Genomic DNA, 16,082 nt, shown 5'->3' on the forward strand with positions numbered 1-16,082 from the left:
GATGTGTATAAGAGACAGCTCGTATCCGGGCGGGGGACCGACGGGCGGTGGCGGTGGATAAGGCGGCGGGTACCCGGACGCGTAGTCGGGACCCGGCGGGGGATACGGCGGCGCCGATTCGGGGGGCGGCGGTGCGGCGGGCGGCTCCCAGGGTGCGGGCGGCTCCCAGGGCGCGGTCGCGTCCGGCTGGTCGGCGGCCCCGCCGCCCGCGGCGGGCGGCTCGGCCTTCTCGTGGTGGCCGCCCTCGCCGAAGCCGTCTCCGGGAGCTGTCATGGTGTTCAACCTAGCTCATGAGCAGGTGCTGGGTGCCGCCGCGAATCGCCGCCGGGCACCCGAGGACGCCGCGGCGGATCCGGGCGCATCCCGAGCGAAACCCCGGCTCGTCGTGGCCCCGGGACGGGGTCCACGTCGCCGGACGAACCGTGTTTTCGCAGGTAACGGAAGGTCGATGGATAGGGTGGGGAGGCCCTGAGATGAAACGACGGCCGAGGCGGAGGACAATGAGCGGCGATGAGTAATCCTTTCCAGCCAGGGCAGGTTCCCGGTGCCACGCCTCCGGGTGCGGCGGGTCGCCGCGGGCCGGGGCTGCCGACGCCGCCGCGGGGCTGGCCGGTCGGGTCCTATCCCACCTACGCCGAGGCGCAGCGCGCCGTCGACTATCTGTCTGATCAGCAGTTCCCGGTGCAGCAGGTGACCATCGTCGGTGTCGACCTGATGCAGGTGGAGCGGGTCACCGGCAGGCTGACGTGGCCCAAGGTGCTGGGCGGCGGCGTGCTGAGCGGGGCGTGGCTGGGGTTGTTCATCGGGCTGGTGCTGGGCTTCTTCAGTCCGAACCCGTGGGGGGCGCTGGTCACGGGTTTGGTCGCCGGCGTCTTCTTCGGACTGATCACGTCCGCTGTTCCCTACTCGATGGCCCGTGGCACAAGGGATTTCAGCTCGACCATGCAACTGGTAGCCGGGCGCTACGACGTCCTTTGTGATCCACAAAACGCAGAAAAGGCGCGGGACCTGTTGGCGCGCTTAGCGATCTGAGGCGCGCGAGAGGCGTGAATTAGTGGTGAGTCGTCGCGGGCGCGTGCGCCGGATGGGCGCAATCGCGCTGGCGACGGCGATCACCGCCGCGGCGGTATCGGCGTGCGCGTCCGGGAGCCACGGCCTGGTCATCAGCTTCTACACGACGGCCGCCGACGGTGCGACATTCACCGCGGTGGCCCAGGACTGCACGAAGCAATTCAACGGCCGCTTCGTCATTCAGCAGATCAGTCTGCCCCGGGCCCCCGGCGAGCAGCGCCTGCAGCTGGCCCGCCGGCTGACCGGCCGCGACCGCACCCTGGACGTGATGTCGCTGGACGTGGTGTGGACGGCCGAGTTCGGCGAGGCCGGCTGGGCGTTGCCGTTGTCCGACGATCCGGAGGGGCGAGCCGAGGCCGACGCCACGGTCGACACGTTGCCGGGCCCGCTGTCGACGGCGCGCTGGCACGGCAAGCTGTACGGCGCACCCGTCACCACGAACACCGAATTGCTCTGGTATCGGCCCGATTTGGTGACCCAGCCGCCGCGAACCTGGGACGCCGTGGTGTCCGAGGCGACTCGATTGCACGACGCGGGTCAGCCCAGCTGGATCGGCGTGCAGGCCAACGAGGGCGAAGGTCTGGTGGTCTGGTTCAACACGCTGCTGGTGAGCGGGGGTGGCCAGGTGCTCTCCGACGACGGCCGCCGCGTCACGCTCACCGACACGCCGGCGCACCGGGCGGCCACCGTCACCGCGCTGCGCATCCTCAAGTCGGTGGCCGTGGCGCCGGGAGCCGATCCGTCGATCAGCCGAACGGACGAGAGCACCGCGCGGTTGGCGGTCGAACAGGGACGGGCGGCGCTCGCGGTCAACTGGCCGTACGCGCTGGCGTCCATGCTGGAGAACGCGGTGAAGGGCGGGGTGCCCTTCCTGCCGCTCAACCGGAATCCGAAGCTGGCCGGCAGCATCAACGACGCCGGGACGTTCGTGCCCAACGATGAGCAATTCCGTATCGCGTATCAGGCCAGCCAGCAGGTTTTCGGCTTCGCGCCGTATCCCGGTGTGGCACCGGGCCGTCCGGCCAAGGTGACGATCGGCGGGGCCAACCTGGCGGTGGCCAGCACCACCCGGCACCGTGCCGAAGCCTTCGAAGCCATTCGCTGCCTGCGTAACCTGGCGCATCAGAAGTACGTCTCGATCGAAGGCGGCCTGCCCCCGGTGCGCACCACGCTGTACTCCGATCCACAGTTCCAGAGCAAGTATCCGATGTACACGATCATCCGCCGGCAGCTCACCGAAGCCGCGGTGCGCCCGGCCACCCCGGTCTATCAGGGTGTGGCCATCCGGCTCGCCGCGACGCTGAGCCCGATCGCCCAGATCGACCCCGAGCGGACCGCCGACGAGCTCAGCACCCAGGTGCAGAAGGCGATCGACGGGAAAGGGCTGCTGCCGTGACGCGCGCCGGCGGCGAAACCCGCACCGCGCGAGCGTCTTCCGTGATGGCACGGACGCGCGGGCGGCCCTACGAACAACGATTGGCGTTTCTTCTCGTCGCGCCGGCCGCGATCCTGATGCTGGCGGTGACGGCATATCCCATCGGCTACGCCGTGTGGTTGAGCCTGCAGCGCAACAACCTTGCCGTGCCAAATGACACCGCGTTCGTCGGCCTAGACAACTACCTGACCATCCTGACCGACCGCTATTGGTGGACCGCGCTGGCGGTGACGCTGGGCATCACGGTGGTCTCGGTGTCCCTGGAATTCGTGCTGGGCCTGACGCTGGCGCTGGTGATGCACCGCACCCTGGTCGGCAAGGGTCTGGTACGCACCGCAGTGCTGATCCCGTACGGCATCGTCACCGTCGCCGCGTCGTACAGCTGGTATTACGCGTGGACGCCGGGCACCGGCTACCTGGCCAACCTGCTGCCGCAGGGCAGTGCGCCGCTGACCGAACAGATCCCGTCGCTGGCGATCGTCGTCCTCGCCGAGGTGTGGAAGACCACGCCGTTCATGTCGCTGCTGTTGCTGGCCGGTTTGGCGCTGGTACCCGAGGATCTACTCAAAGCCGCCCAGGTCGACGGCGCGGGCGCGTGGCGCCGGCTGACCGGAGTGACCCTGCCGATCATCAAGCCCGCGGTGGTGGTCGCCTTGTTGTTCCGGACCCTGGATGCGTTTCGCATCTTCGACAACATCTACGTGATCACCAACGGCGCCAACAACACCGGATCGGTGTCGATGCTGGGCTACGACAACCTGTTCAAAGGCTTCAACGTCGGGCTCGGCTCGGCGATCAGCGTGCTGATCTTCGTCTGCGTCGGCCTGATCGCGCTGCTGTTCATCAAGGCGTTCGGCGCGGCGGCGCCCGGGGGTGACGTCGATGGCCGCTAACGGGGCCGGCCTGTCGACCGGGGCGCGACGCACCGCGGTCTGGGCCGTCATCGACACCCTGGTGGTGGTGTATGCGCTGCTTCCGGTGCTGTGGATCTTCAGTCTGTCGCTGAAGCCGAGCTCAACGATCAAGGACGGCAAGCTGATTCCGTCGTCGATATCCTTCGACAACTATCGCGGCATCTTCCGCGGTGACTTCTTCAGTTCGGCGCTGATCAACTCCGTCGGGGTCGGGTTGATCACCACCGTGATCGCGGTGGTGCTCGGTGCGATGGCCGCGTACGCGATTGCCCGCCTGGACTTTCCGGGCAAGCGGTTGCTGGTCGGAACCACACTGCTGATCACCATGTTTCCCGCGATCTCGCTGGTGACGCCGCTGTTCAACATCGAACGATTCATCGGCTTGTTCGACACCTGGCCCGGCCTGATCCTGCCGTACATCACCTTCGCGCTGCCGCTGGCGATCTACACGCTGTCGGCGTTCTTCCGGGAGATTCCTTGGGATCTGGAGAGGGCGGCGAAAATGGACGGCGCGACACCGGCCCAGGCGTTCCGCAAGGTGATCGTGCCGCTGGCGGCCCCCGGTGTGGTGACGGCGGCGATCCTGGTGTTCATCTTCGCCTGGAACGACCTGCTGCTGGCGCTGACGCTGACCGCCACCAAGGCGGCCATCACCGCTCCGGTGGCGATCGTGAACTTCAGCGGCAGTTCCCAGTTCGAGGAGCCGACCGGCTCGATCGCGGCCGGCGCCGTCGTGATCACCGTCCCCATCATCATTTTTGTTTTAATCTTCCAACGACGAATCGTCGCCGGGTTGACCTCTGGCGCGGTGAAGGGATAACTCGATGGCCGAGATCGTGCTGGACCATGTCAGCAAGAGTTACCCCGACGGCGCGACGGCCGTGCACGACCTGAACCTCAACATCGCCGACGGCGAATTCCTGATCCTGGTGGGCCCTTCGGGCTGCGGCAAGACCACGACGCTCAACATGATCGCCGGGCTCGAGGACATCTCGTCCGGCGAACTGCGCATCGGCGGCGAACGGGTGAATGAGAAGGCGCCCAAAGACCGCGACATCGCGATGGTGTTCCAGTCCTATGCTCTGTACCCGCACATGACGGTGCGGCAGAACATCGCCTTTCCGCTGACGCTGGCCAAGATGAAGAAGTCCGAGATCGCCCAGAAGGTCGAGGCGACGGCGAAAACCCTTGACCTGACAGAACTTCTGGACCGCAAGCCATCGCAGTTGTCGGGCGGGCAGCGGCAGCGGGTGGCGATGGGTCGCGCCATCGTGCGCCATCCCAAGGCGTTTCTGATGGACGAGCCGCTGTCGAACCTGGACGCGAAATTGCGGGTCCAGATGCGCGGTGAGATCGCCAGGCTGCAGAAGCGGCTGGGCACCACGACGGTCTACGTCACCCACGACCAGACCGAGGCCATGACGCTGGGGGACCGCGTGGTGGTGATGCATTCCGGTGTCGCGCAACAGATCGGCACCCCCGACGAGCTCTACGAGCATCCGGCCAACCTGTTCGTCGCCGGCTTCATCGGCTCGCCGGCCATGAATTTCTTCCCGGCCACGCTGATGCCCGGCGGGCTCAAACTGCCGTTCGGTGAGGTGATGTTGACGTCGGAGGTCCAAGAGGTGATCGGGCAGCATCCGGCGCCCGCGAACGTCATCGTCGGTCTGCGACCCGAGCATCTGTCCGACGCCACACTGATCGACGGTTACCAGCGCATCAGGGCGCTGACGTTCGAGGTGAAGGTCGACTTGGTCGAGTCGCTGGGCGCGGACAAGTACGTGTACTTCTCCACCGCGGCGTGGGCAGCCCACTCGGCCCAGTTGGACGAGCTGGCCGCCGAGTCGGGTACTCACGAAAATCAGTTCGTGGCAAGGGTTCCCGCCGAATCGAAGGCGGCCATCGGGCAGTCGATCGAGCTGGCGTTCGACACCAGCAAGCTGGTGGTCTTCGATGCCGACTCGGGGGCGAACCTGACCATCGTGCCGTCGGGGACGCCGTGACACAGGACCAGGTACGCGCGCATCTGCGGGCTCACTTCACCGACCCCGAGCCCGATGCGGCGAGCGTGACCTTTCTGGGCACCGAGACCATCGAGGTGCTGCGTTTCCGCGAGCCGGATGGGACGGTGCACTACGTCACGCTGGGCTGCTCACGCCACCCGATGACCGAACCGACGCTGGACGTTGCCGACCCGGTGCGTGGTCCGCGCGCCGAAGTCGTGCTGCAACTGCGCGATCCCGGTCCGGTATCCGGCATCGCTCGCAGCCTGGCGATCCTGGCGGCGGCGCCGGCCGTCGACGGCGTGGTGCTGTGCGCCGACGCGTTGGTGGACCTCGGTTCGCCGCTGTGGGCGTCCCCGTCGTCGCGGGTGCCGTTCACCGCTGTCTTATTGGGCCGCAGCGGGATTGGCGATCTGCCGCTGGAGCCACCCCGCGACCCGGTGCAGTTCCTGTTGGCCACGCCCATCACCGCCACCGAAGCTGCGTGGGTGCGGCTCAAGGGCGCCGAGGCGATGCGTCAAGCCTGGGACAACGACGGCGTCGACGTGCTGGATCCGAATCGCCCTGCCGCACAGCCCGGTTGACGCCCCGCTAGAGCCAGTTGTTGCGCCGGAACTGGAAGTACAGGCCCACGCAAGAGACGACCATCAGGGCCATGATTCCCGGGTATCCCCACGTCCAGTCCAGCTCGGGCATGAAATGGAAGTTCATCCCGTAGATGGCGGCGACCATGGTGGGCACCGCCAAAATACCGGCCCAGGCCGCCATCTTGCGCATGTCGTTGTTCTGCTGCATCCCGACGCGGGCCAGTGCCGCCTGGATCAGCGAGTTGAGCATGTCGTCGTAGCTGGCGATCTGGTCGGCGGCCTCGGAGTGGTGGTCGGCGACGTCGCGCAGATAGCGCCGCACCTCTTTGGAGATCACGTCCTTGTTGTCCATCTGGATGCGATGGAACGCGCCCGACAGCGGGTTGACGCACCGGCGCAGTTCGACCACCTCGCGCTTGAGCAGGTAGATCGGCTCGACGTCGATCTTGCTGCCGGGGGCGAACGCCAGCCCCTCGATGCTGTCGATGTCGGACAGCATCAGGCTGCTCACCTCGAGGTAGTGGTCCACCACATGGTCGGCGATCGCGTGCATCACCGCGTAGGGGCCCAACCGCATCTGCTCGGGGTCGCCATCCATCCGCTTGCGCACGTCGGCCAGTCCGCCGTGTTCGCCGTGGCGGACCGTGACCACGAAATCCTTACCGACGAAGACCATGATCTCGCCGGTCTCGACGATCTCGCGGGCCAGCACAACCGATTCGTGGGGCACGTAGTTGACGGTCTTGAGGACCAGGAACAGGGTGTCGTCGTAGCGCTCCACCTTGGGCCGCTGGTGGGCGCACACCGCGTCTTCAACGGCCAGCGGGTGTAGCCCGAACACGTCGGCCACTTCCTGCATCTCGGACTGGCTGGGTTCGCGCAAGCCGACCCAGACGAAGCCGTCGTGCCCCAGCGTTTCGATCTCACGCACTTTGGCCAGGGCTGCCGCGTAGCCGAGTTTGCCGGGCAACCGGTGGCCGTCGGAGTAGACGGCGCAGTCGACCAGCGTCTCCTTGGGCGCCTCGGGGGCCGGGCTCGGCTTGGGACGCGGTTCGTGCGCGAGGGGCCGAAGCGCTTCGGGCAATGCGTCAAATCCTTGGAACACATCCACCTCCCACCGTGCGCAGGTCCGACCAGGCGGTGCTCCATGGTACGCGTCCCGGCTGTTCGTAGCGCGACGATCAGGTGGCGGGAAAGCCCTGGTAGCGGACCGGGGATCGGCGGTCGAGAAGAGTGCGCTAGTTTCGAGCCGAACCCGAATCTGCACGAACATCTCCACAAGGAGTAAATCGACGTGAGCGCAAGTCCTCTCAAGGTCGCCGTCACCGGCGCCGCCGGCCAGATCGGCTACAGCCTGTTGTTCCGCCTGGCGAGTGGCTCGCTGCTGGGCCCCGACCGCCCGATCGAACTACGTCTCCTGGAGATCGAGCCCGCGCTCAAGGCGCTCGAGGGCGTCGTGATGGAGCTGGACGACTGCGCGTTCCCGTTGCTGTCCGGCGTCCAGATCGGCGCGGACGCGAACAAGATCTTCGACGGCGTGAACCTGGCGCTGCTGGTCGGCGCGCGGCCGCGTGGCCCGGGCATGGAGCGCAGCGACCTGCTGGAGGCCAACGGCGCGATCTTCACCGCGCAGGGCAAGGCGCTCAACTCCGTTGCCGCCGACGACGTCCGCATCGGCGTGACCGGCAACCCGGCCAACACCAACGCGCTGATCGCGCTGAGCAACGCCCCCGACATCCCCAAGGAGCGGTTCTCCGCGCTGACCCGCCTGGACCACAACCGGGCGATCTCGCAGCTGGCCCAGAAGACCGGCGCCAAGGTCACCGACATCAAGAAGATGACGATCTGGGGCAACCACTCGGCCACCCAGTACCCCGACATCTTCCACGCCGAGGTTGGCGGCAAGAACGCCGCCGAGGTGGTCAACGACCAGAACTGGATCGAGAACGACTTCATCCCGACGGTCGCCAAGCGCGGTGCGGCGATCATCGACGCGCGCGGCGCCTCCTCGGCCGCCTCGGCCGCGTCGGCCACCGTCGACGCCGCCCGCTCCTGGCTGCTGGGCAGCCCGGACGGCGACTGGGTGTCGATGGCGGTCTACTCCGACGGCTCCTACGGCGTGCCCGAGGGCATCGTGTCGTCGTTCCCGGTGACCACCAAGGACGGCAACTGGTCGATCGTGCAGGGGCTGGAGATCGACGAGTTCTCCCGCGGCCGCATCGACAAGACCACCGCCGAGCTGGTCGACGAGCGCGCCGCCGTCACGGAACTCAAGCTGATCTAGCGGCGATCGGCGGCGCACCGGATCCGCACTGAGAGCCACTTCACCAATTAGGCCTACTAATGGGTAGTCAGTACCCTGAAGCGCGTGTCCGAATTGCTTGAATCGATACAGACGAATGCCGAGCAGGGCGTGATCACCGACGCGGAGATCTTCGAGGCACACGTAGGCGGCAAGCTTTCCGTAGGCCTGACGTCCCCGCTGGACACCCAGCGCGCTTTGTCGATCGCCTACACGCCCGGTGTGGCACAGGTCAGCCGGGCGATCGCCGCCGACCGCGCCCAGGCGGCCCGCTACACCTGGGCGAACCGGCTGGTGGCGGTGGTCAGCGACGGCAGTGCGGTGCTGGGTCTCGGCGACATCGGGCCTGCGGCGTCGCTGCCGGTCATGGAAGGCAAGTGCGCGCTGTTTCAGGCATACGGCGGGCTGAACGCCATCCCGATCGTGCTGGACACCAAGGATCCCGACGAGATCGTCGAAACGCTGGTGCGCCTGCGCCCGACGTTCGGCGCCGTGAACCTCGAGGACATCTCGGCGCCGCGCTGCTTCGAGATCGAGCGTCGTCTCATCGAGGCGCTGGACTGCCCGGTGATGCACGACGACCAGCACGGCACGGCGATCGTGGTGCTGGCCGCGCTCATGGGTGCCAGCAAGGCGCTCGGCCGCGACATGGCCTCCCTCAAGGTGGTGGCGTCCGGAGCCGGTGCGGCCGGTATCGCGTGCACCAATCTCCTTATGGTGATGGGTGTTTCGGATATCACCGTGCTCGACTCGCGCGGGATCCTGCACACTGGTCGCGACGACATGAACGACGTCAAGGTGGCTCTGGCGCAGCGCACCAACCCCACCGGCCTGACCGGCAGCCTGGCCGAAGCCATTCGGGGCGCCGACGTGTTCCTGGGGCTGTCGGGTGGCGTGGTTCCCGAAGAAATGATCGAAACCATGGCGCCCAACGGGATCGTGTTCGCGCTGTCCAACCCCGATCCGGAGATCCACCCGCAGATTGCGGCCAAGTACGCCGCGGTGGTGGCCACCGGCCGTAGCGATTTCCCGAATCAGATCAACAACGTGCTGGCCTTCCCCGGGGTGTTCCGCGGTGCGCTGGAAGCCGGCGCGCGCCGGATCACCGAAAAGATGATGGTCGCGGCGGCCGAGGCGATCTTCTCCGTCGTCAGCGACGACCTCGCCCTCGACCGGATCGTCCCCAGCCCGCTGGACACCCGGGTCGGGGCAGCGGTCGCTACGGCGGTCGCGCTGGCCACCGAAGCGTCGGACGCTTCCGTCGCCGGGGGGTGAGAATCGGCAGGCTGGCGGTGCCGCTGCTCGCCGCCGCACTGACCGTCGCCGGTTGCGCGACCGATACCGGCGATCATCGGGCCCGTGCCGAGGTGGTGGTCGGATCCCGGCCTGACGCCGATTCGGCGCTGCTGGCCGGCGTGTATGTCGCCGCGCTGCGGTCCTACGGGTTCGGCGCGCGGGCCGCGACCGCGGCCGAGCCGAAGCCGCAATTGGATTCCGGCGCATTCACCGTCGTTCCCGCGTTCACCGGCCGCACGTTGCAGGCCCTGCAGCCCGGTGCGACGGCGATGTCGGACAAAGACGTCTACCGCGCGATGATCGCCGCGCTGCCCGAGGGCGTCGTCGCGGGCGACTACACGACGGCCGCCGAGGACAAGCCCGTGTTGCTGGTGAGTCGGCCCACCGCCAAGGCGTGGGGTGGCAGCGATGTCAGTGCCGACTTGAGCACGCTGCCCAAGCACTGCGAGGGCCTCGTCGTCGGGGCCGTCGCAGTGCATCGGGAGCCGTCGACGGTCGGGACCTGCCGGCTTTCCGCGCCACGCGAATTCCCCGATGGCGCAACGATGTTCGCTGCGATTCGGGCCGGGCAGCTGACCGCCGGGTGGACGACCACCACCGACCCCGACGCCCCCGGCGACCTGGTCGCGCTGGCCGACGGCAAGCCCGCACTGATCCGCGCCGAGAACGTGGTGCCGCTCTACCGCCGCAACGCGCTCAGCGAGCGGCAGTTGCTGGCGATCAACGAAGTCGCCGGCGTGCTGGACACCGCGGCCCTGGTCGAGATGCGGCGGCAGGTTGCCGCCGGCGCCGACCCGCAGGCGGTGGCGGGGGGCTGGCTGGCCGAGCATCCGCTCGGCCGGTGACGCTCGGGACTGACGTGCCCCGGTCCTTTTTCGCGCGTATCCACGCGCTCATCGACCGGGTCAGCGCTTCGGCATCAGCCGGTGCACGGTTTGCTGAAGTCGGCCCATGATGGGACCACCCAATAGCAGTTCCGGTCTCGAACCCGTCAGCCGCACGACCAGATCCATCGCCTTGACGTCGGGACCGACCAGGACCCGGCGCTTGTTCTTGCGCACGCCGTCGAGGATCAACTGCGCGGCTCGCTGCGGGGTGGTCTTGGCCTGTTGCTCCTCGAACAGGCTGGCCAGCTCGGCATGGTCGAGTCCCTCGACGCCGGTCGCATTGCGGGCGAATGCGGTCTTGATGCCGCCCGGGTGGACCGTCGTCACGGCCACCGGATGACCGGCGCGGGCCATCTCCTGATGCAGCGCCTCGGTGAATCCCCGGACGGCGAACTTGGCGGCGACGTATGCGGCCTGGCCGGGCGCCGAGAACAGGCCGAGCGCGCTCGAGATGTTGATGACGTGGCCGTCGCCGGAGGCGATCAGGTGCGGCAGGAATGCCTTGGTGCCGTTGACGACGCCCCAATAGTCGACGTCGACGACCCGCTCGATGTCCTTGAACCGGCTGTCCTCGATGGATCCGATGAACGTGATGCCGGCGTTGTTGTAGATCTGGTTGACCTTGCCGAAGCGCTCGTTCACCGCGTCGGCGTAAGCCAGGAAGGCCTCGCGCTCGGTGACGTCGAGCCGATCGGACTTGAACGCCGCGCCGATCGCCGTCAGCTGTTCGGCGGTCTGCGCCAGCCCCGCGGTGTCGACGTCGCTGATGGCCACCTTGGCACCCGCCCCGGCCAGCTCGACCGCCAGTGCCTGGCCGATGCCCGAACCGGCGCCGGTGACGACGGCGACCTTGCCGGCGAACGTATCCATGCATCACTCCCTCGTGCGGATTGACGGCTTGACGCTAATCGTTACCAGCGACTTCGGCTACAGCAGTGCGAAATCGTGAATCGGCGACGCTGATTCACTGCTTGGGCAGCAACCGGCCCATCACCGGCCCGAAGAGCTGTTGGTAATACGGGCCCGCCACCCGCACCATCACGTCCAGAAGTTTGGCATCCGTCCCGACCAGGACCCGGGCCTTCTTCTTGCGTACCGCGTCCAGGATGATCTGGGCGGCGCGTTGCGGGCTGGTCCTGGCGAGCCGCTTGTCGAACAGCTTGGCGAGTTGTTCGGGGTCGAGACCCTCGGCGGCGGTGGCGTTGCGCGCGATGGCGGTCTTGATGCCACCGGGGTGCACCGTCGTGACCGCCACGGGGTGGCCGGCCGCCCCCATCTCCTGCCGCAGCGCCTCGGTGAAGCCGCGCACGGCGAACTTGGCCGCGTTGTAGGCCGCCTGCCCGGGCACCGAGAACAGCCCGAACACGCTGGACACGTTGATGACGTGGCCATCGCCGGAGGCGATCAGGTGCGGAAGGAACGCCTTGGTGCCGTTGACGACGCCCCAGAAGTCGACGTCCATCACCCGTTCGATGTCCTTGAACTGGCTGACTTCGACGTCGCCGGTGAAGGCGATGCCGGCGTTGTTGTAGATCTGGTTGACCTTGCCGAAGTGCTCCTTGACGGCGTCGGCGTAGGCCAGGAAGGCCTCGCGCTCGGTGACGTCGAGCCGATCGGATTTGAACGACGCGCCGATGGCCTTCAGTTGTTCCTCGGTGTGGGCCAGGCCCTCGAGGTCGACGTCGCTGATGGCCACCTTTGCGCCCGAGCGGGCCAATTCCACGGCCAGCGCCTGCCCGATACCCGAACCCGCGCCCGTCACCACCGCGACCTTGCCGGCGAACCCTTGCATGAGCACCCTTCCTTATCGGCAGTTTGCGTCGAGGCTAGCCGGTACCAGCGGTCCCTGATACCCGCGGGTCGCAGAACCCCCCGGCTCAGCCCCCGTCGCCGGTCTAGCCCCGATTGACCGGCTCCTCACTCGCGCCGTTGCGGCGCTCGCCGTCGCCGGTCTAGCCCCCGATTGACCGGCTCCTCACTCGCGCCGTTGCGGCGCTCGCCGTCGCCGGTCAGGCGAAGGCTGTGTCGATGATCTCCTGCTGCTCGACGGCGTGCACCTTCGACGAGCCGGACGACGGGGCCGACATCGCCCGCCGCGAGATCCGCTTGATCCCGGTCAGCTTGTCGGGCAGCAGCTCGGGCAGTTCGAGCCCGAACCGCGGCCATGCACCCTGGTTGGCCGGTTCCTCCTGCACCCAGAAGTACTGGTTGGCATTCGGGTAGCGGTCCAGCGTCTCGCCCAGCCGGCGCTTCGGCAGCGGGGCGAGTTGCTCTATCCGCACGACCGCCACGTCTTCGCGGTTGTCCTTGGCCTTGCGGGCCGCCAGCTCGTAGTAGAGCTTGCCGCTGGTCAGCAGGACCCGGGTGACCTTGCTGCGGTCGCCGATGCCGTCCTCGTAGGTCGGCTCTTCGAGCACCGAGCGGAACTTGATCTCGGTGAAGTCGCGGACGTCGCTGACCGCCGCCTTGTTGCGCAGCATCGATTTCGGCGTGAACACGATCAGCGGCCGCTGCACACCGTCGAGGGCGTGGCGCCGCAACAGGTGGAAGTAGTTGGACGGCGTCGAGGGCACTGCGATCGTCATCGAGCCCTCCGCCCACAGCTGCAGGAAGCGCTCGATGCGGGCCGACGTGTGGTCGGGGCCCTGGCCCTCGTGGCCGTGCGGCAGCAGCAGCACGACGTTGGACAGCTGGCCCCACTTGGCCTCACCGGAACTGATGAACTCGTCGATGATCGACTGCGCGCCGTTGACGAAGTCCCCGAACTGCGCCTCCCACAGCACCAGGGCGTCCGGGTTGCCCACCGTGTAGCCGTACTCGAAGCCGACGGCGGCGTACTCCGACAGCGGCGAGTCGTAGACCAGGAACTTGCCGCCGGTGCGGGTGCCGTCGGCGTTCACCGTCAGCAGTTGCAGCGGCGTGAACTCTTCGCCGGTGTTGCGGTCGATGATCACCGAGTGCCGCTGGGAGAAGGTGCCGCGCTTGGTGTCCTGACCCGACAGGCGCACCAGCTTGCCCTCGGCTACCAGCGAGCCCAGCGCCAGCAGCTCGCCGAAGGCCCAGTCGATCTTGCCCTCGTAGGCCATCTCGCGGCGTTTCTCCAGCACCGGCTGCACCCGCGGGTGCGCGGTGAAGCCGTCCGGGGTCGCCAGGAACGCGTCGCCGATTCGGGCCAGCAGCGCCTTGTCCACCGCGGTGGCCAGGCCGGCCGGCAGCATCTGGTCGGCCTCGACCGATTCGCTCGGTAGCGCGCCGTGTTTCTCCAGCTCGCGGACCTCGTTGAACACCCGTTCCAGCTGGCCCTGGTAGTCGCGCAGCGCGTCCTCGGCCTCTTTCATCGAGATGTCGCCGCGGCCGATCAGGGCTTCGGTGTAGCTCTTGCGGACGCCGCGCTTGATGTCGACGACGTCGTACATCGCGGGGTTGGTCATCGACGGGTCGTCGCCCTCGTTGTGCCCGCGCTTGCGGTAGCACAGCATGTCGATGACGACGTCCTTCTTGAACTCCTGCCGGAAGTCGACGGCCAGCTTGGCCACCCACGCGCACGCCTCCGGGTCGTCGCCGTTGACGTGGAAGATCGGCGCCCCGATCATCTTCGCGACGTCGGTGCAGTACTCGCTGGAGCGCGAGTACTCCGGCGCGGTGGTGAAGCCGATCTGGTTGTTGGCGATGATGTGAATGGTGCCGCCGACCCGGTAACCGGGCAGGTGGGTCATGTTCAGGGTTTCGGCGACCACGCCCTGACCGGCGAACGCGGCGTCGCCGTGCAGCATCATCGGCACCACCGAGAAGGCCTTCTCGTCCCCTTGGTCTTCGGCGCCGTGGTCCAGCAGGTCCTGCTTGGCCCGCACCAGGCCCTCCAGCACCGGGTCGACGGCCTCCAGGTGCGACGGGTTGGCGGTCAGCGACACCTGAATGTCGTTGTCGCCGAACATCTGTAGGTACACGCCGGTGGCGCCCAGGTGATATTTGACGTCACCGGAGCCGTGCGCCTGCGCGGGGTTGAGGTTGCCCTCGAACTCGCTGAAGATCTGCGAGTACGGCTTGCCGACGATGTTGGCCAGCACGTTGAGCCGGCCGCGGTGCGGCATCCCGATGACCACCTCGTCGAGCCCGTGCTCGGCGCACTGATCGATCGCCGCGTCCATCATCGGAATGATGCTTTCCGCGCCTTCCAGTGAAAATCGTTTCTGGCCAACGTATTTGGTCTGCAAGAAGGTTTCGAAGGCCTCGGCCGCGTTCAGCTTGCTCAGGATGAACTTCTGCTCGGCCACCGTCGGTTTGACGTGCTTGGTCTCGACGCGCTGCTGCAGCCATTCCTGTTGCGACGGTTCGAGAATGTGGGTGTACTCCACGCCGATGTGGCGACAGTAGGCATCGCGCAGCAGGCCCAGCACGTCGCGCAGCTTCTTGTACTCGCTCCCGGCGAAGCCGTTGACTTTGAACACCCGGTCCAGGTCCCACAGCGTCAGGCCGTGGTTGAGAATCTCGAGATCGGGGTGGCTGCGGAACCGGCTGCCGTCCAACCGCAGCGGATCGATGTCGGCCATCAGGTGACCGCGACTGCGGTAGGCCGCAATCAACTCCATCACCCGGGCGTTCTTGTCGACGATCGAGTCCGGGTTGTCGGTGCTCCAGCGCACCGGCAGGTACGGGTTGCCCAGCTCGCGGAAGATCTCGTCCCAGAAGGCGTCCGACAGCAGCATCTCGTGGATGGTGCGCAAGAAGTCGCCGGACTCCGCGCCCTGGATGATGCGGTGGTCGTAGGTGGAGGTCAGCGTGATCAGCTTGCCGATTCCCAGCTCGGCGATGCGTTCCTCGCTGGCGCCCTGGAACTCCGCGGGGTATTCCATGGCGCCGACACCGATGATGGCGCCCTGGCCGTTCATCAGCCGCGGCACCGAGTGCACGGTGCCGATGGTGCCCGGGTTGGTCAGCGAAATGGTCACGCCCGCAAAGTCTTCGGCGGTCAGTTTGCCGTCGCGGGCGCGTCGCACGATGTCTTCGTAGGCGGTGACGAACTGCGCGAAGCGCATGGTTTCGCAGCCCTTGATCGCGGCGACCACCAGGGAACGCTTGCCGTCCTTGCCCTGCAGGTCGATCGCCAGGCCGAGGTTGGTGTGCGCCGGCGTCACCGCGGTCGGCTTGCCGTCGACCTCGGCGTAGTGCCGATTCATGTTCGGGAACTTCTTGATCGCCTGCACCAGCGCGTAGCCCAGCAGGTGGGTGAACGAGATCTTGCCGCCGCGGGTGCGCTTGAGCTGGTTGTTGATGACGATCCGGTTGTCGATCATCAGCTTGGCCGGGACGGCGCGGACGCTGGTCGCCGTCGGTACGTCCAGCGATGCCGACATGTTCTTCACGACGGCCGCCGCGGCGCCGCGCAGCGTCTGCAGCTCGTCGCCTTCCGCCGGCGGGGGAGTGGGGGCTTTGGCCGGCCGCGCCGCGACCCCATTGCCGGCGGCGGTGCTGGCGGGGGCTGCGGGCTTGGCGCTGTCTCTTATACACATCTCCGAGCCCACGAGACTGCAGCTAATCGCGTATGCCGTGTTCTGCGTGAAAAAAAAAAGGGGGGGGGGGGGGGGGT

Annotated in this window: 12 protein-coding genes and 2 pseudogenes; 9 read left to right on the forward strand and 5 right to left on the reverse strand. The window is 67.3% G+C overall.

The annotated features are described in order from the left end of the window. A pseudogene (locus A5760_RS26420) lies at window positions 1-282 on the reverse strand (hypothetical protein); the annotation flags it as partial. 228 nt (window positions 283-510) lie between these two features. On the opposite strand from A5760_RS26420, the gene A5760_RS23785 reads away from it, so the two are divergent. Genes A5760_RS23785 through A5760_RS23810 form a run of 6 tightly spaced genes read left to right on the forward strand, consistent with a single transcriptional unit; the run spans window position 511 to window position 6,007 of the window. Beyond that, on the forward strand, window positions 511-1,032 hold the full coding sequence (locus A5760_RS23785; RefSeq protein ID WP_064885403.1) for a general stress protein: 522 nt from the start codon (window positions 511-513) through the stop codon (window positions 1,030-1,032). Between the two features lie 22 nt (window positions 1,033-1,054). Beyond that, entirely contained in the window at window positions 1,055-2,467 is a 1,413-nt protein-coding gene (locus tag A5760_RS23790; protein ID WP_064885405.1) for an extracellular solute-binding protein, read from the forward strand. Window positions 2,468-2,511: 44 nt separating this feature from the next. Continuing rightward, on the forward strand, window positions 2,512-3,399 hold the full coding sequence (locus tag A5760_RS23795; RefSeq protein WP_064885423.1) for a carbohydrate ABC transporter permease: 888 nt from the start codon (window positions 2,512-2,514) through the stop codon (window positions 3,397-3,399). After that, window positions 3,389-4,240: a carbohydrate ABC transporter permease gene (locus tag A5760_RS23800; protein WP_064885407.1), complete on the forward strand. Its 852-nt coding sequence runs from the start codon at window positions 3,389-3,391 to the stop codon at window positions 4,238-4,240. The genes A5760_RS23795 and A5760_RS23800 overlap by 11 nt, the downstream gene beginning before the upstream one ends. Window positions 4,241-4,244: 4 nt before the next feature. Further along, the gene (locus tag A5760_RS23805; protein WP_064885409.1) at window positions 4,245-5,423 is read left to right on the forward strand and encodes an ABC transporter ATP-binding protein; all 1,179 of its coding nucleotides are present in this window, start codon (window positions 4,245-4,247) and stop codon (window positions 5,421-5,423) included. Next, window positions 5,420-6,007 (forward strand): suppressor of fused domain protein, encoded by a 588-nt coding sequence (locus tag A5760_RS23810; RefSeq protein ID WP_064885411.1) that lies wholly within the window; start codon window positions 5,420-5,422, stop codon window positions 6,005-6,007. The genes A5760_RS23805 and A5760_RS23810 overlap by 4 nt, the downstream gene beginning before the upstream one ends. 7 nt (window positions 6,008-6,014) lie before the next feature. Here A5760_RS23810 and corA read toward each other — a convergent pair whose 3' ends face one another. After that, entirely contained in the window at window positions 6,015-7,115 is a 1,101-nt protein-coding gene (gene corA, locus A5760_RS23815) for a magnesium/cobalt transporter CorA (protein WP_064885425.1), read from the reverse strand. 189 nt (window positions 7,116-7,304) lie between these two features. Here corA and A5760_RS23820 point away from each other — a divergent pair, with 189 nt between their 5' ends. From A5760_RS23820 to A5760_RS23830, 3 genes are all read left to right on the forward strand, one after another. After that, on the forward strand, window positions 7,305-8,294 hold the full coding sequence (locus tag A5760_RS23820) for a malate dehydrogenase (protein WP_064885413.1): 990 nt from the start codon (window positions 7,305-7,307) through the stop codon (window positions 8,292-8,294). Between the two features lie 84 nt (window positions 8,295-8,378). Continuing rightward, window positions 8,379-9,587, forward strand: coding sequence for an NAD(P)-dependent malic enzyme (locus tag A5760_RS23825; protein WP_064885415.1), 1,209 nt, complete (start codon window positions 8,379-8,381; stop codon window positions 9,585-9,587). Continuing rightward, on the forward strand, window positions 9,584-10,453 hold the full coding sequence (locus A5760_RS23830; protein ID WP_064885417.1) for a glycine betaine ABC transporter substrate-binding protein: 870 nt from the start codon (window positions 9,584-9,586) through the stop codon (window positions 10,451-10,453). The genes A5760_RS23825 and A5760_RS23830 overlap by 4 nt, the downstream gene beginning before the upstream one ends. A gap of 60 nt (window positions 10,454-10,513) precedes the next feature. On the opposite strand, the gene A5760_RS23835 is transcribed toward A5760_RS23830, so the two are convergent. The 3 genes and pseudogenes from A5760_RS23835 to A5760_RS23845 all read right to left on the reverse strand — a co-directional run. Further along, window positions 10,514-11,365: an SDR family NAD(P)-dependent oxidoreductase gene (locus tag A5760_RS23835; protein ID WP_064885419.1), complete on the reverse strand. Its 852-nt coding sequence runs from the start codon at window positions 11,363-11,365 to the stop codon at window positions 10,514-10,516. A gap of 94 nt (window positions 11,366-11,459) precedes the next feature. Further along, entirely contained in the window at window positions 11,460-12,287 is an 828-nt protein-coding gene (locus tag A5760_RS23840) for an SDR family NAD(P)-dependent oxidoreductase (protein WP_064885421.1), read from the reverse strand. 217 nt (window positions 12,288-12,504) lie between these two features. Further along, window positions 12,505-15,981 (reverse strand): annotated as a pseudogene (locus A5760_RS23845) (multifunctional oxoglutarate decarboxylase/oxoglutarate dehydrogenase thiamine pyrophosphate-binding subunit/dihydrolipoyllysine-residue succinyltransferase subunit); the annotation flags it as partial. Between the last annotated feature and the right edge of the window lie 101 nt (window positions 15,982-16,082).

This window comes from Mycobacterium colombiense (assembly GCF_001665835.1).
Lineage (GTDB): Bacteria > Actinomycetota > Actinomycetes > Mycobacteriales > Mycobacteriaceae > Mycobacterium > Mycobacterium colombiense_A.

Coding starts and splice junctions, on each gene's coding strand:
- A5760_RS23805 (WP_064885409.1), top strand. CDS start 4,245: ATGGCCGAGATCGTGCTGGACCATGTCAGCAAGAGTTACCCCGACGGC.
- A5760_RS23840 (WP_064885421.1), bottom strand. CDS start 12,287: ATGCAAGGGTTCGCCGGCAAGGTCGCGGTGGTGACGGGCGCGGGTTCG.
- A5760_RS23785 (WP_064885403.1), top strand. CDS start 511: ATGAGTAATCCTTTCCAGCCAGGGCAGGTTCCCGGTGCCACGCCTCCG.
- A5760_RS23795 (WP_064885423.1), top strand. CDS start 2,512: ATGGCACGGACGCGCGGGCGGCCCTACGAACAACGATTGGCGTTTCTT.
- A5760_RS23835 (WP_064885419.1), bottom strand. CDS start 11,365: ATGGATACGTTCGCCGGCAAGGTCGCCGTCGTCACCGGCGCCGGTTCG.
- A5760_RS23800 (WP_064885407.1), top strand. CDS start 3,389: ATGGCCGCTAACGGGGCCGGCCTGTCGACCGGGGCGCGACGCACCGCG.